Genomic DNA, 20,140 nt, shown 5'->3' on the forward strand with positions numbered 1-20,140 from the left:
AGTTACATTACAGCGCTTTGACGGAAATGATTTCCACGTCAAAGGTCAAGGTCTTGCCAGCCAACGGGTGGTTGAAGTCGATGGTCACTTGAGCATCGTCGAACTCTTTCACCACGCCAGGCAATTCAGTATTGGCCGCATCGTTGAAGATCACCAGCAAACCGGGCGACAGCTCCATGTCCTGGAACTGCGAACGCGGGATGATCTGTACGTTTTGCGGGTTTGGCTGGCCGAAAGCGTTTTCCGGCTCGATGTTCAGCGTGCGCTTGTCACCGGCCTTGAAACCGAACAATGCCGCTTCGAAACCTGGCAACAGGTTGCCATCACCGACCTTGAAGGTCGCCGGGGCTTTGTCGAAGGTGCTGTCCACCGTGTCGCCGTTCTCCAGGCGCAATGCGAAGTGCAAGGTGACTTCCGTGTTCTGGCCGATGCGTTGCTCAGCCAATACCTGTTCAGTCATTTACGGCTTCTCCGGTCTTTTTACTTTTGAACATGTCCAGTGCCAGCATTACCGCACCAACCGTGATGGCGCTGTCGGCAACGTTGAAGGCCGGGAAACGCCAGCGATCCTGCCAATGCACCAGAATGAAATCGATCACATGGCCCAGGGCAATGCGGTCATACAAATTGCCTAGCGCGCCACCCAACACCAGTGCCAGGGCAACTGCCAGCCAGGTTTCGTTGCGTCCCAGACGCTTGAGCCAGACCACCAGCACTGCACTGACCACGATGGCGATCAGGGCAAACAACCAGCGCTGCCAGCCAGAGCTGTCAGCCAGGAAGCTGAACGCAGCGCCAGTGTTGTAGGCCAGGGTCCAGCTGAACAAATCGGGAATCACGACGATCTGCTGATACATCTCGAGCTTGCCTTCGAAGTAAAACTTGCTGGCCTGGTCGATGACCAGAACCAGCAGGCTCAACCAAAGCCAGCTCAGCCGTCCGAAACGGCCAATGGCATTAGGCATAGTGACGAACCTCGCCTGCGCCGCTGATGTTATCGACACAACGGCCGCAGATTTCAGGATGCTCCGGGTTCACGCCGACGTCTTCACGGCAGTGCCAGCAACGGGCGCACTTGGCGTGGCTCGACTTGACGATTTGCAGCTTCAAGCCGCCGACTTCGGTCACCACGGCATTGGCCGGTGCTTGCACCAGCGGTGCAACAGCGGCGGTCGAGGTGATCAGTACAAAGCGCAGCTCGTTGCTCAGCTTGGCCAGATCGGCGCTCAGCGCGTCTTCGGCGAACAGCGTCACTTCGGCCTGCAGGTTGCCACCGACAGCCTTGGCGGCGCGCTGGATTTCCATTTCCTTGTTGACCGCAACCTTCACGGCCATGATCCGGTCCCAATACGCGCGACCCAGCTCGAAGCCTTCCGGCAATTCGGTCAGGCCTTCGTACCAGGTGTTGAGCATTACCGACTCGTTACGCTCACCCGGCAGGTATTGCCACAGCTCGTCAGCGGTGAAGGCCAGGATCGGTGCGATCCAGCGAACCAGCGCTTCGGAAATGTGGAACAGCGCGGTTTGCGCCGAACGACGGGCCTTGCTGTTGGCGCCGGTGGTGTACTGGCGGTCCTTGATGATGTCGAGGTAAAAACCACCCAGCTCCTGCACGCAGAAGTTGTGGATCTTCGAGTACACGTTCCAGAAACGGTATTCGCCGTAGTGCTCTTGCAGCTCGCGTTGCAGCAGCAAGGTGCGGTCCACGGCCCAACGGTCCAGCGCGAGCATTTCTTCGGCTGGCAGGATGTCGGTCGCCGGGTTGAAGCCGGTCAGGTTCGACAGCAGGAAGCGCGCGGTGTTACGAATACGCCGGTAGGCGTCCGCACTGCGTTGCAGGATTTGCTCGGAAACGGCCATTTCGCCCGAATAGTCGGTCGATGCAACCCACAGACGCATGATGTCGGCGCCCAGGGTGTCGTTGACTTTCTGCGGTGCAATGACGTTGCCCAGGGACTTGGACATTTTGCGGCCGGACTCGTCGACGGTGAAGCCGTGAGTCAGCAGCTCGCGATACGGCGCGTGGTTGTCGATGGCGCAACCGGTCAGCAGGGACGAGTGGAACCAGCCACGGTGCTGGTCCGAACCTTCCAGGTACAGGTCGGCGCGCGGACCGGTTTCGTGGCCCATCGGGTGCGAACCGCGCAGGACATGCCAGTGCGTGGTGCCCGAATCGAACCAGACGTCCAGGGTGTCGCTGATCTTGTCGTACTGCGGCGCTTCATCGCCCAGCAGCTCGGCGGCGTCCAGCTTGAACCAGGCCTCGATGCCTTCGACTTCAACGCGCTTGGCGACTTCTTCCATCAGTTCAACGGTACGAGGGTGCAGCTCGCCGCTTTCCTTGTTCAGGAAAAACGGGATCGGCACGCCCCAGTTGCGCTGACGGGAAATGCACCAGTCAGGACGGTTGGCGATCATCGAGTGCAGACGCGCCTGGCCCCAGGCCGGAACGAACTGAGTCTCTTCGATGGCTTTGAGCGAGCGCTGGCGCAGGGTGTCGCCAGTCACTGGCTGCTTGTCCATGCCGATGAACCACTGCGCGGTGGCGCGGTAGATCAGCGGGGTCTTGTGGCGCCAGCAGTGCATGTAGCTGTGTTCGATGATGGTGGTGTGCAGCAGCGCACCGACTTCGGTCAGCTTGTCGACGATGGCCGGGTTGGCCTTCCAGATGAACTGGCCGCCGAAGAACTCCAGCGAGGTCGCGTACACACCGTTGCTCTGGACCGGATTGAGGATGTCGTCGTTGACCATGCCGTACTTCTTGCAGGTCACGAAGTCGTCCACGCCATAGGCCGGAGCGGAGTGAACCACACCAGTGCCAGCGCCCAGCTCAACGTAGTCGGCCAGGTAAACCGGCGACAGACGGTCGTAGAACGGGTGACGGAAATTGATCAGTTCCAGTGCTTTACCGGTCGTGGTCGCAATGACCGAACCTTGCAGCGAGTAGCGCGCCAGGCACGACTCGACCAGCTCTTCAGCCAGCACCAGCAGTTTGTCGCCGACATCGACCAGGGCGTAGTTGAATTCAGGGTGAACGTTCAGCGCCTGGTTGGCCGGGATGGTCCACGGGGTGGTGGTCCAGATCACGATCGAGGCAGGCTTGGCCAGCGACGGCAGGCCGAAAGCGGCAGCCAGTTGGGCTTCATCGGCAATCGGGAACGCCACGTCGATGGTCGAGGACTTCTTGTTCTCGTACTCGACTTCCGCTTCAGCCAGGGCCGAACCGCAGTCGAAGCACCAGTTCACAGGCTTCAAGCCCTTGAACACGAAACCGCCCTTGACGATTTCGGCCAAGGCGCGGATTTCACCGGCCTCGTTCTTGAAGTCCATGGTTTTGTAAGGGTTGGCGAAGTCGCCCAGCACGCCGAGGCGGATGAACTCGGACTTCTGGCCTTCGATCTGCTCGGTGGCGTAGGCCCGGCACAGTTCGCGGGTCTTGTCCGCGCCCAGGTTCTTGCCGTGGGTCACTTCGACTTTGTGCTCGATCGGCAGACCGTGGCAGTCCCAGCCCGGAACATAAGGCGCATCGAAACCAGACAGGGTCTTCGAGCGGATGATCATGTCCTTGAGAATCTTGTTCAGCGCATGACCGATGTGAATCGAGCCGTTGGCGTACGGAGGGCCGTCGTGCAATACGAACTTCGGACGATCCTTGCCAATCTCGCGCAACTTTCCGTACAGGCCAATACTGTCCCAGCGCTGCAGAATCTGCGGTTCGCGCTGTGGCAGGCCGGCCTTCATTGGGAAGGCGGTGTCCGGAAGGTTTAGCGTGGCTTTATAGTCGGTCATTTAAGGCTCTTCATTAGCGATGGGCGCTAGGTGCGGCTAGTGCACGGGCGGCGGCGACATCCGCGCTGATCGCCGTTTTCAGCGCCTCCAGAGAGGCGAAACGCTGCTCTTCACGCAGCTTGTGGTGGAAAACCACCGTTAACCGCCGGTCATACAGATCGCCGGCAAAATCTAAAAGATGTACTTCCAGGTGGGCTTTGCCATCACCTTGGACCGTAGGCCGCACGCCGATATTGGCGACGCCGGGGCAGGTCTTGCCGTCGATCTCGACGTCGACCAGGTACACCCCGGTGAACGGCACACGACGGCGTTTGAGTTGAATATTGGCGGTGGGCGTACCCAACTGCCGGGCGAGCTTCTGACCATGCAACACCCGACCGGCGATCCGGTAAGGTCGACCCAGCAGACGTTCGGCCAGGGCGAAGTCAGCGGCCGCCAGGGCGTTACGCACCTGCGTACTGCTGACACGGATGCCATCCAGTTCGACTGTCTGCGCCGCTTCAACGGTAAAACCCTGAACCATGCCGGCCTGCAGCAGAAAATCGAAATCCCCTGCCCGGTCACAGCCGAAACGGAAGTCGTCACCGACCTCCAGATGCTGCACGCCGAGGCCGTCCACCAGAATGGTATCGACGAACTCACTGGCGCTGAGCTTGCTCAGACGCTGGTTGAAAGCCAGGCACAAAACGCGATCAACGCCTTCGGCGGCCAACAACTGCAGTTTGTCCCGCAGGCGGGCCAGACGGGCCGGTGCGGTGTCCGGAGCAAAGAACTCGCGCGGTTGCGGCTCGAAAATCACCACGCAGCTGGGCACGCCCAACTCGAGCGCACGCTCACGCAGCCGCGCCAGGATAGCCTGGTGGCCACGGTGTACACCGTCAAAGTTGCCAATAGTGGCGACGCAGCCCCGATGCTGGGGGCGCAGATTGTGGAGGCCTCGAACCAGCTGCATAACGCGCTTCTTGCTCATAAAGTGGTCGATTATAACCACACCCGGCGGCCGACGACAGGCAACACCGTAACCCAAAGTGATCGAGCCGACCAAACCGTCGGCTCGCCCCTGTTTATTGAGGCCCGAACCTCAGCCCAGCGTCTTGCGATTGAAGTCGCGCAAACGAAAGCCCATCAACACTAACATGCCGAAATACGTCACCACACCAGCGGCCACCAAGGCACCCAGGCGCAGGAAACGCTCGAGCATCTGCCCCTCGCCCCAGGCCGGCATGAAATGCATCCCGGCCAGCAGTACGCCAGACATCACCGAGACCGCGATCACCAGCTTCAAGCCGAATTTCGCCCAGCCCGGTTGCGGCTGGTACATCTGCTGCTTGCGCAGTTGATAGAACAGCAGACCCGCATTCAGGCACGCACCGGCACTGATAGCCAGCGCCAGACCCGCGTGAGCCAACGGCCCGATCAGCATCAGGTTGAACAACTGAGTCACGACGAGCGTGAAAATCGCGATTTTTACCGGCGTCCGGATGTTTTGTTGCGCATAAAAGCCGGGAGCCAGCACTTTGATCACAATAATCCCCAGCAATCCGACCGAATAGGCAATCAGGGCACGCTGGGTCATCGCCGCGTCAAACGCACTGAACTGGCCGTACTGGAACAACGAAACCGTCAATGGCTCGGCCAGAATCCCCAACGCCAGGGAACACGGCAGCACCAGCACAAAGCACAGGCGCAGCCCCCAATCGAGGATGCGCGAATACTCGTGGCGATCCTTGCTGGCATAGGTTTTGGCCAGCGTTGGCAACAGAATCGTACCCAGCGCCACGCCCAGTACGCCGGACGGCAATTCCATCAAACGGTCGGCGTAGTACATCCACGACACGGAGCCGGCGACCAGGAACGAAGCAAAAATGGTGTTGATGATCAGCGAGATCTGGCTCACCGACACGCCGAGAATCGCCGGCAACATCTGCTTCATCACCCGCCAGACGCCGCTGTCGCGCAGACTCAGGCGCGGCAGCACCAGCATGCCGATTTTTTTCAGGTGCGGCAGCTGATAGAGCAACTGCGCCAATCCGCCCGCCAATACGGCCCAGCCGAGCGCCATCACGGGAGGATCGAAGTACGGCGTCAGAAACAGCGCAAAGATGATCATGCTGACGTTCAGCAGGGTCGGCACAAAGGCCGGCACCGAAAAACGGTTCCAGGTATTGAGGACCGCGCCAGCCAGTGAGGATAAGGAAATCAGCAGAATGTAGGGAAAGGTGACCCGCAGCAGGCTGGTAGTCAGCTCGAATTTTTCCGGTGTATCGGTGAAACCCGGTGCCGTCACCCAGATAATCCACGGCGCAGCAATCATCCCCAGCACCGTCACCAGCGCCAGCACGAGCGTCAGCAGGCCCGAGACATAAGCGATAAAGGTTCGTGTCGCCTCCTCACCCTGCTGGCTCTTGTATTCGGCAAGAATCGGCACGAATGCTTGAGAAAACGCCCCCTCGGCGAAAATCCGGCGCAGCAGATTGGGCAGTTTGAAGGCGATAAAGAAGGCGTCAGTCGCCATTCCCGCGCCAAATGTGCGCGCAATGAGGGTGTCACGAACAAACCCAAGAACCCGGGAAAGCATTGTGATAGAGCTGACGGCGGCCAACGATTTGAGCAGATTCATTGAAAGAGTTTGTGCCTGTCGATAAACAGCAGGCGAATAAAGCGCCCACTTATGCGATACTCTGCGCCGCAACAGCACAGAGCCAAAGCTCGCGAGTTTACAGGTCGCACGCTGGAAAGAAATCTCCAAGCTTGCATCACCTACCACTTAGCGGAACGTCTCAACCGCCCTTGACAAGACCTCAACTCATCGGCATGATTCGCGGCCTATTTTGTTTGCTATTTCCTAAAAAGTCTTTCGAGGAGCTCGACGGTGGCCAACTCACCTTCCGCCAAAAAACGTGCAAAACAGGCTGAGAAGCGTCGCAGCCACAACGCCAGCCTGCGTTCCATGGTTCGTACCTACATCAAGAATGTAGTTAAGGCCATCGACGCAAAAGACGCTGAAAAAGCTCAAGCTGCATACGTTCTGGCTGTGCCAGTTATCGACCGCATGGCCGATAAAGGCATCATCCACAAGAACAAGGCTGCTCGCCATAAGAGCCGTTTGAATGGCCACGTTAAGGCCCTGAACGTTGCCGCTGCTGCCTAAGCGACTCGTTCATTAAAAAACCGACCTCAGGGTCGGTTTTTTATTGCCTGCGATTTGGCGGACACACAAAAAACTGTAGGAGCGAGCTTGCTCGCGATGACGGATTAACATTCAGCATTTGTGCTGGCTGGATATCCGCTATCGCGAGCAAGCTCGCCCCTACAGTTCGATTGACGTCCGATTACTGAGCGTGAGCCCACGGCAAAATCGGAATCGCCGTCACCGCATTCTGCGGGCTGCCTTCGATCAAGCGATCGCTGTACACCAGATACACCAGCGTATTGCGCTTCTTGTCGAGGAAGCGCACCACCTGCATGGTCTTGAAGACCAGCGAGGTACGCTCCTTGAACACCTCGTCACCATCCTTGAGCTCGCCCTTGAAGCTGATCGGCCCAACCTGACGACAAGCGATAGACGCCTCGGCACGATCTTCGGCCAAACCAAGACCACCCTTCATGCCGCCAGTCTTGGCGCGGGACAGATAGCAGGTCACACCTTCGACCTTGGGATCGTCAAAAGCCTCGACCACAATCCGGTCATTCGGCCCGACGAATTTGAACACCGTCGACACCTGACCAATCTCTTCGGCCGAAGCCAGCAGCGGCATCGCCAACAGCAACCCCAACAATCCTTTTGCCACGCGCATTCAGTTATTCCTTTTAGACCAGGATCAGGTTGTCGCGGTGAACCAGTTCCGGTTCCGCCATGTAACCCAACAGACCGACAATCGCATCAGACGACTGACCGATGATTTTTTGCGCCTCGAGCGCGCTGTAGTTGGCCAGGCCACGCGCAATTTCACGACCGTCCGGCGCCACGCACACAACCATTTCGCCGCGACGGAAACTGCCCTGGACCAATTTGACGCCAACCGGCAGCAAACTTTTGTTGCCTTGGGACAACGCCGTCACCGCCCCCGCATCGAGCACCAGGGTACCGCGGGTTTGCAGATGCCCGGCCAGCCACTGCTTGCGCGCCGCGAGCATGCCGCGCTCAGGCGAAAGCAGCGTACCGATGCGCTCGCCCGCCTTGAGGCGATCCAGCACGCGCTCAATACGCCCACCAACGATGATGGTATGAGCACCGGAACGCGCAGCCAGACGCGCCGCACGCAATTTGGTCTGCATGCCGCCACGACCCAACGCACCACCCGTACTGCCCGCGACCGCATCGAGCGCAGGATCGTCGGCCCGCGCTTCATAAATCAGCTGGGCATCCGGGTTGTTGCGCGGATCGGCGTCGAACATGCCATCACGATCGGTGAGGATCACCAGCAGATCAGCTTCGACCAGGTTGGCGACCAATGCCGCCAGGGTGTCGTTGTCGCCGAAACGGATTTCGTCGGTGACCACGGTGTCGTTTTCGTTGATTACCGGGATAACCTTCAGCTCGACCAGCGCACGCAAGGTGCTGCGGGCATTCAGGTAGCGCTTGCGGTCGGACAGGTCATCGTGAGTCAGAAGAATCTGCGCGGTGTGCCGACCATGCTCGGCAAAGCTCGATTCCCACGCCTGCACCAACCCCATCTGACCGATGGCAGCAGCGGCCTGAAGCTCGTGCATTGCACTGGGTCGCGCAGTCCAGCCCAAACGGCTCATGCCAGCAGCCACTGCCCCGGAGGACACCAGCACCAACTCGACACCCGCCTCGTGCAAGGCCACCATCTGTTCAACCCAGACACCCATTGCCGCGCGATCCAGGCCTTTGCCGTCCGCCGTCAGCAAAGCGCTGCCGATCTTCACGACCCAACGCTGCGCACCTGTCACCTTGCTCCGCATCATCTTCAACCTTAGCTTGAGGGCAGCGCGACCTAGCACTGCCCGTGACGTTATTCGTGGTTATTCGTGACCAACAATCGATTTCCAGATACTAAAACGCCGCTCGATTGAGCGGCGCTTAAGTTTATCGCAACGAATCAGTCACGCACGTAAATGATTTCCGGACCGTCTTCGTCATCCACATCTTCTTCGTCCCAATCATCATCGCCGATGTCGTGGACCGACTTCACGCCGCTGCGACGCAGGGCACGCTGATCATCCAGCGCCTGCAACTGAGCACGGGCTTCGTCTTCGATGCGCTGATCGAGGTCAGCCAGCTCTTCCTTGTAGGCCGGGTCGTTAGCCAGACGATCGGCACGATCCTCCAGGTAACGCATGATGTCGTGGCACAGGCGCTCGGTGTTCTGCTTGGCGATGGCCGAGATCACGTAGACCGGACCGGTCCACTCCAGGCGATCAACGATTTCCTTGACGCGAGCATCGTGCTCTTCATCGAGGATCTGGTCGCACTTGTTCAGGATCAACCAGCGATCACGCTCAGCCAGGGACGGACTGAACTTGGTCAGCTCGTTGACGATGACTTCCGCCGCGTCCGGCGCACTGGTGTCATCCAGCGGCGCCATGTCGACGAGGTGCAACAGCAGACGCGTACGCGACAAGTGCTTGAGGAAGCGAATCCCCAGGCCTGCGCCGTCGGAAGCACCTTCGATCAGGCCCGGAATGTCCGCAACCACGAAGCTTTTCCAGCGATCGACACTGACCACACCCAGGTTCGGGACCAAGGTAGTGAACGGGTAGTCAGCGACTTTCGGCTTGGCGGCCGACACCGAACGAATGAATGTGCTCTTGCCGGCATTCGGCAAGCCCAGCAGACCCACGTCCGCCAGCACTTTCATTTCCAGCTTCAAGTCACGCTGTTCGCCTGGCTTGCCCGGGGTCGTCTGGCGTGGCGCACGGTTGGTACTGGATTTGAATCGGGTGTTACCCAGACCGTGCCAGCCACCATGAGCCACGAGCAACTTCTGACCAGCCTTGGTCAGGTCGCCAATCACCTCCTGAGTGGCGGAGTCGATCACCGTGGTGCCGACCGGCACGCGCAGCACCAGCTCTTCACCTTTTTTACCGGTGCAGTCAGTGCTGCCGCCATTGGAGCCACGCTCGGCATCGAAGTGCCGGGTGTAACGGTAGTCGACCAGGGTGTTGAGGTTTTCGTCGGCGATCATGTAGACCGAGCCGCCATCACCACCATCACCGCCGTTCGGGCCGCCGTTCTCAATGAATTTCTCGCGACGGAAGCTCATGCAACCGTTGCCGCCGTCACCGGCCTTTACTCGAATCGATACTTCATCAACAAACTTCATAACAAAACGCCTCTCGCCATACGGACGAGCCGAAAAAATCTAGACATAAGACTCTTGCAAAAATGAGCGCAGCGACCTCAATCAACGACCGCGAATACAGCGCTGGAGCCCACCTTCAAACAGCTTTGCAAGAGACTCACCCCACAAACGAAAAAGCCCCGTCGCAAGACAGGGCTTTTCCAGCAACCACGTAATTATGCCGCGACGACTTCAGTCTTCGGGACAATGCTTACGTAACGACGACCGAAGGCGCCCTTTACTTCGAACTTGATCACGCCGTCGATTTTAGCGAACAGAGTGTGATCTTTGCCCATGCCAACGCCGTAGCCAGCGTGGAATTGGGTGCCGCGCTGACGCACGATGATGTTGCCCGGAATGATAACCTGGCCGCCATACATCTTCACGCCAAGGCGTTTGGCTTCTGAGTCGCGACCGTTACGGGTACTACCACCAGCTTTTTTGTGTGCCATGAGTTCAATTCTCCTAGTGAGGAATTAGGCTGAAATTAAGCCTGAATACCGGTGATTTTGATCTCGGTGTACCACTGGCGGTGGCCCATACGCTTCATGTGGTGCTTACGGCGACGGAACTTGATGATGCGGACTTTATCGTGACGACCTTGGGAGATCACTTCAGCCACAACGGTAGCGCCAGCAACAACTGGAGCGCCGATATTCACGTCGTCGCCATTGGCAACCAACAGAACGCGATCAAAGGTAACGGATTCGCCGGTAGCGATTTCCAGTTTTTCGATCTTCAGGTATTCACCTGGGGCGACTTTGTACTGCTTGCCGCCAGTAACGATTACTGCATAAGACATGGTATTTCTCCGATAATCCTGCTCACCCAGCTCTTTATAAGAAGAGGTATTGGCTGGCATGGCTGCATGGGGCTGGAAGGCCCGCTTGCAATTGCGTAAGGCAGGTGCTGCCCAGGAAGTTCAGGGTGCGCGATTGTACGCAAGCCACGCCCGGCTTGCAAGGGGCCGTCTATCGCGCCTTGACACCTGCAAGCGTGGGTCCTAGCATGCCGCGCAACCCCTCTGGAGCGACTGTCTCTGATGCAACCCCAAGCTTTCTACCGCGCGGTGGCGGACGATTTTAGCGCCGTCGACGGCATCATCAAGAAGCAGCTGACTTCCCGAGTGCCGCTGGTATCGAAAATCGGCGACTACATTACCTCGGCTGGCGGCAAACGCCTTCGCCCTCTATTAGTGTTGCTGTGTGGCAAGGCACTGGGTCGCGAAGGCGACGAACTGCGTTTGCTGGCCGCGACCATCGAATTCCTGCACACCGCGACACTGCTGCATGACGACGTCGTCGACATGTCCGGCATGCGCCGTGGCCGTTCGACTGCCAACGCCATGTGGGGCAACGCGCCGAGCGTGCTGGTGGGAGATTTCCTGTATTCGCGCTCGTTCGAAATGATGGTCGAACTGGGCTCGATGCCGGTGATGAAGATCCTGTCGCAAGCCACACGCATCATCGCCGAAGGTGAAGTGCTGCAGCTGTCGAAGGTCCGTGACGCCAGCACCACCGAAGAAACCTACATGGAAGTCATCCGCGGCAAGACCGCGATGCTCTTCGAAGCCTCGACCCACAGTGCTGCGGCCCTGTGCGAAGCGACGCCGGAACAGGCTGAAGCCCTGCGCACGTTTGGCGACCATCTGGGTGTGGCCTTCCAGTTGGTCGACGACCTGCTGGACTACAAGGGCGACGCGCAAACCCTGGGCAAGAACGTCGGTGACGATCTGGCCGAAGGCAAGCCGACCCTGCCGCTGATCTACACCATGCGCGAAGGGACGCCGGAACAGGCCGCCCTGGTGCGCAAGGCGATCCAGAAAGGTGGTATCGAAGACCTGGAAAGCATCCGCGAAGCCGTGGAAGCCTCGGGTTCGCTGGAGTACACCGCACAACTGGCCCGTGATTACGTCGCTCGTGCGATCAAGTGCCTCGACGCGCTGCCTGCCAGCGAATACCGCGATGCACTGGTTGAACTGAGCGAGTTCGCGGTCGCGCGCACGCACTGATACGCGCTCTGTAGGAGCCGGCTTGCTGGCGATTGCATCATCCCGGCGTTCCTGACACACCGAGTTGCATGCATCGCCAGCAAGCCGGCTCCTACAGTCCCACCTTCCGGCTCTAAAACCCTATATAATGTGCGCTTTTAGCGATCCTGAATCCAAGGAGCCTTAGTGAGCACGTTGCCACCCTGCCCGAAATGCAATTCCGAATACACCTATGAAGACGGCGCTCAGCTGATCTGCCCCGAGTGCGCCCACGAGTGGTCCGCCGGTGGCGAAGCCGAAGCTGCGTCTGATGACGCGGTGAAGAAAGATTCGGTCGGCAATGTCCTGCAGGACGGCGATACCATCACCGTGATCAAGGACCTCAAGGTCAAGGGCACATCGCTGGTGGTCAAGGTCGGCACCAAGGTCAAGAACATCCGCCTGTGCGATGGCGATCACGATATCGACTGCAAGATCGACGGCATTGGCCCGATGAAGCTCAAATCCGAGTTCGTCAGAAAAGTCTGAATCCGCTGTACTCCATCCCGCGCCCGACGCGGGATGGTGCTTCACCCTCCTCCGTTTCGCCTCGCAAATCCGCGCACTAGCCAAACGCCAGCCGTTTTGACCTGACGCAATCTTTACCCACAAAAAAGTCCAAACCGCCAATAGGGCCTTGCTATTTATTGAATAGGAATTATTCTCATTGAAACCAATCAATGGAGATGAGAACTCATGACTTATTTGATCGACGCCTGGCTGGACCGTCCGCACCCCTACCTCAGGATTTTGCATCGGGAAACCGGGGAAGTCTGTGCGGTACTGGAAGAGGAAGCCTTGAACGAATTGCAGGATCAAGGTGATCTGGACCTCAACGGTTTGAGTTCCAGCGAACCGGTGGTGCTCAAGGAGCTGGTGCGCAATCTGTTTCTGTTCTGCTATGCCCGGGCGTTGCGCCCGACGAGTGAATTGCACAACAAGATCGAAGTATGAGCAGCTCGCAAAAAACTGTGGGAGCCAGCCTGCTGGCGATGGTATCAACGCGGTCCTGAAGAAAAAACCGGTCGCCCCTATCGCCAGCAGGCTGGCTCCCACATCAGCCAGTCATGCAGACAGGCCGGGTCTTACAGAACGTCGAGCAGCTCGACGTCAAACACCAGTACGCTGTGCGGTGGAATGCCGCCAACGCCTTGAGCGCCATAAGCCAGTTCGCTCGGCACGTACAGACGCCATTTGCTGCCGGCGTTCATCAGTTGCAGGGCTTCGGTCCAGCCGGCGATCACGCCGCCAACCGGGAATTCTGCAGGCTGGCCGCGCTCGTAGGAGCTGTCGAACACAGTGCCGTCGATCAGCGTGCCGTGGTAGTGAGTACGCACGGTGTCTTCTCGGGATGGCTTGGCGCCTTCACCGGCAGCCAGAACTTCGAACTGCAGGCCGGAAGCCAGGGTGGTGATGCCATCACGCTTGGCGTTTTCAGCCAGGAAGGCCAAGCCTTCGCCAGCGGCCGCTTCAGCCTTGGCTGCAGCTTCGGCTTGCATGATTTCGCGGATCACTTTGAAGCTGGCGGACATTTCTTCCTGACCAACACGGCTTGGCAGATCGGCGAACGCGTCGGTCAGGCCTGCCAGGATTGCGTCCAGGCTAACGCCCGGTGGCGGGTTGTCGCGCAGTTGGTCGCCCAGCTGACGGCCGATACCGTAGCTGACGCGCGTTTCGTCGGTGGACAGATTTACTTCGGACATGACACTGCTCCGCTGTGCGGACGGCCCGGAGACATGCCGTGCGTGCACAGCGCGTCCCGGAGCGCCCGGAACCAAAAGGGCCAGCAGACTAGCACAGTTGTCATGGCGTTGATGAGGGACGTCAGGCGATCGGCACCTTCAGGTTTTCCTCGACATCGACAACCAACCCGCACATCTCGTCATGAACCACGGTATGCACCAGGTTGAAATGCAACTTGGGAAAGGATCGCAGAACATCACGTGCATGCTCCACTGAACGCAGGCTCATCATGTGGCCGTGTGTATCGCTCAATGGATACGCCGCACCGTGCATCCGCGCCTCCAGCAGGTAGATGCCTCCCTCCATCGAGATCAGGTTCAGCTCATCGACCTTCCCGGCGATGGCATAAGCATTCAACTCTTGCAGGTTCATGGACGCACCTCCCGCAGTGACGAGCCATTACCCCTACAGGGATATGCCTCGGGGCGGCAAAGTACAAGTCTCTGGACAGACCATTTATCTGTTATCGGGGTATTTTGTGGCGAGCGAGCTTGCTCGCGCAGGGCTGCGCAGCGGCCCCAATAAAAGCGGGATCGCTACGCAATCCAGCGGGAGCAAGCTCCCTCGCCACAAGGGAGCTGGTCCGGATCAGTGCTTGGTGACTTTATCCAGATAACCCATGGCAAATGCCGATACCACGAAGGTCATGTGGATAATCACGTACCACTGCAAATGCTCGGGATCGACGTTCTTGGCATCCATGAAGATGCGCAGCAGGTGAATGGACGAAATCGCCACGATCGACGCGGCCACTTTCATCTTCAACGATGACGAGTCCATGGTGCCCAGCCAGTTGAGCTTCTCCTTGCTGTCGTCGATATCCAGCTGGGAGACGAAGTTCTCGTAACCGGAAATCATCACCATCACCAGCAAGCCGCCCACCAGCGCCATGTCGATCAGCGACAGCAGCACCAGGATCAGATCCGATTCGGCCATCGAGAAGACATTGGGAATGACGTGGAAAACTTCCTGGAAGAATTTCAGCGCCAGCGCCAGCAACCCGAGGGACAGGCCGAAATAGATCGGCGCCAGCAGCCAGCGCGAGGCGTACATCGCATTTTCGATAAAGCGTTCCATTGAATCTCACATGTTGGTCTGGAAATCGCCGCGAGTATACCAGCCCCCTGTCAATAGCCAGAAGCTGCCAGAAACTATCGAAAAATCCGTCACCTGCGCCGGTGTATCAACGTTTTTCTGCTAGTGTCCAAATCATTGACCGCCCAGCGGTATCCGACAGGAAGACTGGAAATGGATGTGCGATTGCCTTTAACGAGTGCCGGTATTTGCCTGGCGCTGCTGCTAAGTGGCTGCTCACCCAGCGATGAAAAGCGCCAGGTCAGCCTCGAAGAAAAAACGGCGCAGTTCGAGCAGTCGCTGGATACCATTACGGACCCGAAACTCAAGGACGCCGTGGCGGAGCTGGGCGGATCGCTGCTGCTGCTTGAACGCGCACAACTCAAACTCGACACCAAACCGGCGGAAACCGATTACGGCGAAGACGTGCTTGCCATTCTCAAGCATTACCCCACGCCACAAGCCTTGGTCGACACCTATATCAACGGCTTGTTCGTGCTGCAAAAAGACTCCAGCTCCGACTACCTGATCGACCTGCAACCGGTGTTCCCTTTTACATTCGGTATTCCCGCCGCGTTTCTGTTTCCCCACGGGCTGGAATGGCAATCGGTCACCCTGAGCAACAAACGGGTGATCCCGTTCCAGCCGGAATGGTCGGAAACCGATCCCGGCATTCAGCTGAGCCCGTCGAGTTCCAACCTGACCAACCCCGATGACCTGACCGTGGCCTACCCCTTCATCGACGGTCTCGACGTCGACAAACAGCAGCAGCCGCAACCGGTGAGCCTGCAGGGTAAAGTCGAGGTCATTGCACCGCGCCGGCTCTACAGTTTCGACCTGACGAAAAAGGATGTCGGGCAGACGCACACCAATGACAACCTGAGCGTCACCTTGCTGAAGCTCACCAACAACTACGCAGAAATCGAATACAACAACAGCCTGCCGCTGGCGTCGGAAGTCAGCGAAACACCGCTGAACCCGTTGATTGTCCAGGCGAGGGACAGCACTGGCCAATTCATCACACGCGCCGGCTCGATCAACGAAACCGCCACGCAAATTGCCTTCTATCAACAACAACTCGCGAAAATGCAGCAGCAGAAGAGCTGGAGCCCGGCCCTGGAAAAGCAGCTCAACGAAGAACAGCGCACCTTTGAGAAGCAGCAAGCGCGGCACTATTCCAAGGTGTACTTCAACGGAACAATCGAAACCCTCGAAGTCAGCCTGCTCGACTTTTCCACCGCCACCGTGACCCGCAAAGACCTGAATCTGCCGGTCCGGCATTTCGAAGCCAGCACCACGGCAAAAACCCTCCAGCCGCTGGACCTGTCCGTCGTGGTGTATGACGACCAGGCGCCGACCTGGCTCAAAGGGGCCACGTTGAGTGAGGAGCAACTGAAGAAAGGCGTCAGTATCACCCAGTCGGTCGACGACCCCAGCGCTGCACGCATCGAGTTCAGTCACCTGCGCAGTTTCAATGATGAACTGCTCGGCACCTCGTTCAGCCCCGGTGAAAGTCCGGTGAGTTTTTTTACCGAAGACAGTCACGGTAAACGGGACGAGCCGATTGAGTTGCCGTCGCAGGCTTATCAGATCGATCCCTTGCGCGGGACCATCACCTACGACCTGAACCTGTTCCCACAAGCACCGGCCTATGCAGTGGGCTCCATGCCCCTGTTCCTGGCCACGGTCGACAAAAAAACCGTCGATGCTCATCAATTACCCAAAGGGTTGGAGCTCAAAGGCAATGCACTGGTGGTCGATCTGAAGGCGTTTCCCGCCCAGGACTGGCGTTTTTTCGCCAAGGACGACAGCGGTCATTACTTGAAGGAAATTCTATCGGTCAACCATGAAGCCAGCGCACAAGGTCCGGCGCTGTTTGCCGTGCATTATTTCTACGGCCAGCCAACGCGCCTGGAAACCTATCAACGCACTGACCTCACCACCGTGCAATATGGTTATGAGGTCAAACTCGACCAGGCCGACATGTCTCGCCTTGATCAATAGTGCGACTCAATGCTCGGGGCGAAACTCGAAGCCACCCAGATTGCGGCAGCGGCCGCCGTTGATTTCACGCAGCTGGGCTTGCAGGTGCAGGCACCAGATTTGTGGATCGTCAGCCAGTTCGTAACCGTGCAGGGTCAGGCTTTCTACGATGGTGTCGAGAATGGATTCGGCCACAAACGGGCCATGAAACGGGCCTTGGGCTTTGATGGCCGAAGGTTGTTCACCGGCCATTCCGGCAGCGAACAGCAAGGTCCACATGCCCGTGTCCCCCGCCAATGGGCGGACGGCGCACTCGATACGGGTCACAAGGCCCAGGCATTGACGGGTGAGGCAGAGGTTGCGCGACATGGCGGCGACCCTCGGTAGAGCGGTTATTCAGCCCCCACGGGAAGGCTGTTTCGATCCAGTGATTACTGTCGACATCCCTGAGCTGAGAATAGAAGAAAAGTCTGCCGCGGACGCCCAACAAGACCAGAAGGCGCCGAGCGGTCACAGTGTGAATATTGACGTCATTTCGACGGCGCTTTTTCACACTTTCATACAAAAAAAATGTGGGAGCGCGCCTGCTCGCGATGGCGGAGTTTCAGTCACCACAGAGGTGAATGTCAGTCCGTCTTCGCGAGCAAGCTTGCTCCCACAGTTCAACGGTTCAAGTACTGCCTCAAGCCGGTTTGGCTTCGACCAAGGCTTCCAGTGCGGCGTCTTTCTCGGCTTCCTTCAGGTCTTCTTCGCTGATCATTTCCGCGATAACCCGCAGGCGCTCAACCACTCGCGCGTTCACGCTGCCTTCAGGAAACTCGCCGTTCTCGTCCGGCGTGCCGGCCGGCTCGCCGACCAACAGGCTGAGGGCTTCGTCGGCCTGACGCACGGCGTAGACATGGAACTGCCCCGCACGCACTGCCGCCAGCACTTTCTCGTCGAGCATCAGCGTTGCGACGTTGGCCTGAGGGATGATCGCCCCTTGCTCACCGGTCAGCCCGCGGGCCTCACAGAGGCGGAAGAACCCTTCGATCTTCTCGTTCACGCCGCCCACTGCCTGCACTTCACCGAACTGGTTGATCGAACCGGTGATGGCAAAGCACTGTTTGAGCGGGGTTTTCGACAGCGCTGAAATCAGTGTGCATGCCTCACCGAGGGACGCACTGTCGCCATCGACATAACCGTAGGACTGCTCCAGCGCGATGCTCGCGGATATCGCCAGCGGGAATTCCTGGGCGTAACGGCTGCCCAGATATCCGGTGAGGATCATCACGCCTTTGGAGTGGATCGGCTGACCGAGGTTGACTTCACGCTCGATGTCGACGATGCCGCTGCCGCCCGGATAAACCGTGGCGGAAATCCGCGCCGGTACACCGAAGGCCGAGTCGCCGACTTCCAGTACCGTCAAACCGTTGCACTTGCCGACCGCCGCGCCATCGGTGTCGATCAGGATGATACCGGCGAGCATGTCATCGAGAATCCGCGCAGACACGCGTCCGGTGCGGGTGGCCTTGGCCTTGAGCGCACGTTCGATGTGCCCGGCGTCGGTCATTTCATCCCCGGCCAGGTGACGGATGAAATCCGCCTCGCTGACCAGCTGAAACAGGTCGCCGATACGCGCCGACAAACGTCCTTGATGTTCCGCCAGACGCGCGCTGTACGTCGCCAGACGCGCCACGGCATCGGCAGTCAGCGGCGCCATGCCTTCTTCGGACGTTCGGGTTTTGAGCAGCTGGGCGAACTGCTCCAGGCTCTCGTCGACCATCGGGATGTCTTCGTCGAAATCCACCAGGACGCGGAACATCTCCTGGAAGTCCGGATCGAGGTCTTGCAGCGTGTAATAGAGCTGGCGGGCACCGATGATGACGACCTTGACCTGCAACGGAATGTGCTGCGGCGTGAGGGTCACGGTGGCCAGACGACCCAGTTCGCCCAGTGGCGATTCCATTTTCAGTTTGCGCGATTGCAGGGCACGTTTCAGCGCGTCCCATACGAATGGCTCGCTGAGCATTTTTTCCGCTTCAAGAATCAGGAACCCGCCGTTGGCCCGGTGCAGCGCACCCGGCCGCAGCTGGCGGTAGGTGGTGTACATCGCGCCCTGGTCAGTGCTGTATTCGATGCGGCCGAACAGGTTTTCGTAGGTTGGGTGCGGTTCGAAAACCACCGGCGCACCACCACTGGACGAGTGACCGACCACCAGGCTCGGTGCGTATTGCTCTTCCAGCATTTTGCGTGCAACAGCGTCGGTTTTGCTGTCGTCCACCAGTTGCTCGACCACGGTCTTGAGCAAGTACACCTGCATCGCTTGCAGGTAGCCGCACACGGCTGCGTTCTCGGCATACTTCTCGGACAACGGCGACAACAACGGCTGCAAGGCCAGGGTGATGGTTTCTTCGTTGAGGTGACGCAATTGATTGCTCGACTCGCGCTTCCACTGCGGCAGGCTGGCGAGCTCTTCATTCAAGCGCTCTTCCAGCGTCGAAATATCGTCGTGGAAGCGCTCGCGAAGGGCTTCCGGCAACTGGGCGAATTCCGCCTCGTCCAGTGCCTTGCCGTCGCTCATCGGCGTGAATGCGATGTTGCTGGCGTCGCGGTAGAGCGCGACGTCCTTTTCCAGGGCCAGGCGTTCGATCACGTCCAGTGCTTTGTCGTAGCGCTGGTTGAAAGCGCGGTCGATGGCGCTTTTCTTCTGTTGATAGGACGGGTGCTCGAACACCGCCGGAAACGTCGCCAGCAGGTTGTCGATCAACCCGTTGATGTCGCCGATGAAAGCACCGGCGGTGCCCGACGGCAACTCCAGGGCGCGCGGCTCACGCGGTTCATCGAAGTTATTGACGTAGACCCAGTCTGCTGGGGTCTGCAGACGTTTGCCTTCAGCTTTCAGGTAGCGTTTGACGAACGAGAACCTGCCGGTGCCGGGCTCGCCCATGACGAACACGTTGTAACCGGGGCGTGGCATGGCCACACCGAACTGCAAGGCTTCGACCGCACGTTCCTGGCCAAGCACACCGCGAAAGGGCTCCAGATCATTGGTGGTAGAGAAGCTGAACTGTTCAGCGGAAAACGGACGGGTCAGCGCTTCGGGCGCTAGACGCAAGCTGGCAGCAACAGGATCAGGCATCGGGCTTCCTTAACAATCAGGCGGGGCAGATGGCAGCATTCTGGCGCTGCCCGCACCCGACTGGCAAGAAGCGCCGCAGGCCAGAGCAAAGAC

The 20,140-nt window shown here is 58.7% G+C and carries 20 protein-coding genes; 5 read left to right on the forward strand and 15 right to left on the reverse strand.

Annotated features, from left to right (window positions below; translation table 11 throughout):
- Nucleotides 1–7: 7 nt before the first annotated feature.
- From fkpB to murJ, 5 genes are all read right to left on the reverse strand, one after another.
- Nucleotides 8–445, reverse strand: coding sequence for an FKBP-type peptidyl-prolyl cis-trans isomerase (gene fkpB, locus QYH43_RS22015; RefSeq protein ID WP_177408785.1), 438 nt, complete (start codon nt 443–445; stop codon nt 8–10).
- A gap of 7 nt (nt 446–452) precedes the next feature.
- On the reverse strand, nt 453–965 hold the full coding sequence (gene lspA, locus QYH43_RS22020; protein WP_095057168.1) for a signal peptidase II: 513 nt from the start codon (nt 963–965) through the stop codon (nt 453–455).
- The gene (gene ileS, locus QYH43_RS22025; RefSeq protein ID WP_095057169.1) at nt 958–3,789 is read right to left on the reverse strand and encodes an isoleucine--tRNA ligase; all 2,832 of its coding nucleotides are present in this window, start codon (nt 3,787–3,789) and stop codon (nt 958–960) included. Before ileS ends, lspA begins: the two co-directional genes overlap by 8 nt.
- Before the next feature lie 13 nt (nt 3,790–3,802).
- Nucleotides 3,803–4,741, reverse strand: coding sequence for a bifunctional riboflavin kinase/FAD synthetase (gene ribF / locus QYH43_RS22030; RefSeq protein WP_301158087.1), 939 nt, complete (start codon nt 4,739–4,741; stop codon nt 3,803–3,805).
- Nucleotides 4,742–4,870: 129 nt separating this feature from the next.
- Nucleotides 4,871–6,409, reverse strand: coding sequence for a murein biosynthesis integral membrane protein MurJ (gene murJ, locus QYH43_RS22035; RefSeq protein ID WP_095057171.1), 1,539 nt, complete (start codon nt 6,407–6,409; stop codon nt 4,871–4,873).
- 252 nt (nt 6,410–6,661) lie between these two features.
- On the opposite strand from murJ, the gene rpsT reads away from it, so the two are divergent.
- Nucleotides 6,662–6,940, forward strand: a complete 279-nt coding sequence (gene rpsT, locus QYH43_RS22040) for a 30S ribosomal protein S20 (RefSeq protein WP_020798646.1) — start codon at nt 6,662–6,664, stop codon at nt 6,938–6,940.
- A 181-nt stretch (nt 6,941–7,121) separates the two neighbouring features.
- On the opposite strand, the gene QYH43_RS22045 is transcribed toward rpsT, so the two are convergent.
- The 5 genes from QYH43_RS22045 to rplU form a co-directional block, all read right to left on the reverse strand.
- On the reverse strand, nt 7,122–7,586 hold the full coding sequence (locus QYH43_RS22045) for a CreA family protein (RefSeq protein WP_095057172.1): 465 nt from the start codon (nt 7,584–7,586) through the stop codon (nt 7,122–7,124).
- Between the two features lie 13 nt (nt 7,587–7,599).
- Entirely contained in the window at nt 7,600–8,718 is a 1,119-nt protein-coding gene (gene proB / locus QYH43_RS22050; RefSeq protein WP_095057173.1) for a glutamate 5-kinase, read from the reverse strand.
- 137 nt (nt 8,719–8,855) lie between these two features.
- A complete protein-coding gene (cgtA, locus tag QYH43_RS22055) occupies nt 8,856–10,079 on the reverse strand; it encodes an Obg family GTPase CgtA (protein ID WP_053162546.1) in 1,224 nt (407 codons plus the stop codon).
- A 194-nt stretch (nt 10,080–10,273) separates the two neighbouring features.
- The gene (gene rpmA, locus QYH43_RS22060; protein WP_017340859.1) at nt 10,274–10,549 is read right to left on the reverse strand and encodes a 50S ribosomal protein L27; all 276 of its coding nucleotides are present in this window, start codon (nt 10,547–10,549) and stop codon (nt 10,274–10,276) included.
- A gap of 35 nt (nt 10,550–10,584) precedes the next feature.
- Nucleotides 10,585–10,899: a 50S ribosomal protein L21 gene (gene rplU, locus QYH43_RS22065; protein WP_003176051.1), complete on the reverse strand. Its 315-nt coding sequence runs from the start codon at nt 10,897–10,899 to the stop codon at nt 10,585–10,587.
- Nucleotides 10,900–11,139: 240 nt separating this feature from the next.
- Between rplU and QYH43_RS22070 the strand changes: the two genes are divergently transcribed.
- From QYH43_RS22070 to QYH43_RS22080, 3 genes are all read left to right on the forward strand, one after another.
- Nucleotides 11,140–12,108, forward strand: a complete 969-nt coding sequence (locus QYH43_RS22070) for a polyprenyl synthetase family protein (protein WP_095057174.1) — start codon at nt 11,140–11,142, stop codon at nt 12,106–12,108.
- A gap of 165 nt (nt 12,109–12,273) precedes the next feature.
- Nucleotides 12,274–12,615, forward strand: coding sequence for a zinc ribbon domain-containing protein YjdM (locus QYH43_RS22075; RefSeq protein ID WP_095057175.1), 342 nt, complete (start codon nt 12,274–12,276; stop codon nt 12,613–12,615).
- A 207-nt stretch (nt 12,616–12,822) separates the two neighbouring features.
- On the forward strand, nt 12,823–13,080 hold the full coding sequence (locus QYH43_RS22080) for a hypothetical protein (RefSeq protein ID WP_301158088.1): 258 nt from the start codon (nt 12,823–12,825) through the stop codon (nt 13,078–13,080).
- A 131-nt stretch (nt 13,081–13,211) separates the two neighbouring features.
- On the opposite strand, the gene QYH43_RS22085 is transcribed toward QYH43_RS22080, so the two are convergent.
- The 3 genes from QYH43_RS22085 to QYH43_RS22095 form a co-directional block, all read right to left on the reverse strand.
- On the reverse strand, nt 13,212–13,829 hold the full coding sequence (locus tag QYH43_RS22085) for an FKBP-type peptidyl-prolyl cis-trans isomerase (protein ID WP_301158089.1): 618 nt from the start codon (nt 13,827–13,829) through the stop codon (nt 13,212–13,214).
- Between the two features lie 121 nt (nt 13,830–13,950).
- The gene (locus QYH43_RS22090) at nt 13,951–14,241 is read right to left on the reverse strand and encodes a DUF6482 family protein (RefSeq protein ID WP_095057178.1); all 291 of its coding nucleotides are present in this window, start codon (nt 14,239–14,241) and stop codon (nt 13,951–13,953) included.
- A 216-nt stretch (nt 14,242–14,457) separates the two neighbouring features.
- Entirely contained in the window at nt 14,458–14,946 is a 489-nt protein-coding gene (locus QYH43_RS22095; protein WP_007970904.1) for a TIGR00645 family protein, read from the reverse strand.
- 171 nt (nt 14,947–15,117) lie between these two features.
- Here QYH43_RS22095 and QYH43_RS22100 point away from each other — a divergent pair, with 171 nt between their 5' ends.
- Entirely contained in the window at nt 15,118–16,947 is a 1,830-nt protein-coding gene (locus QYH43_RS22100; RefSeq protein ID WP_301158090.1) for a hypothetical protein, read from the forward strand.
- A 6-nt stretch (nt 16,948–16,953) separates the two neighbouring features.
- On the opposite strand, the gene QYH43_RS22105 is transcribed toward QYH43_RS22100, so the two are convergent.
- Nucleotides 16,954–17,295, reverse strand: coding sequence for a hypothetical protein (locus QYH43_RS22105; protein ID WP_095057180.1), 342 nt, complete (start codon nt 17,293–17,295; stop codon nt 16,954–16,956).
- Between the two features lie 313 nt (nt 17,296–17,608).
- A complete protein-coding gene (locus QYH43_RS22110; RefSeq protein WP_095057181.1) occupies nt 17,609–20,047 on the reverse strand; it encodes a Lon protease family protein in 2,439 nt (812 codons plus the stop codon).
- Between the last annotated feature and the right edge of the window lie 93 nt (nt 20,048–20,140).

The organism is Pseudomonas sp. C32 (assembly GCF_030417915.1).
Lineage (GTDB): Bacteria > Pseudomonadota > Gammaproteobacteria > Pseudomonadales > Pseudomonadaceae > Aquipseudomonas.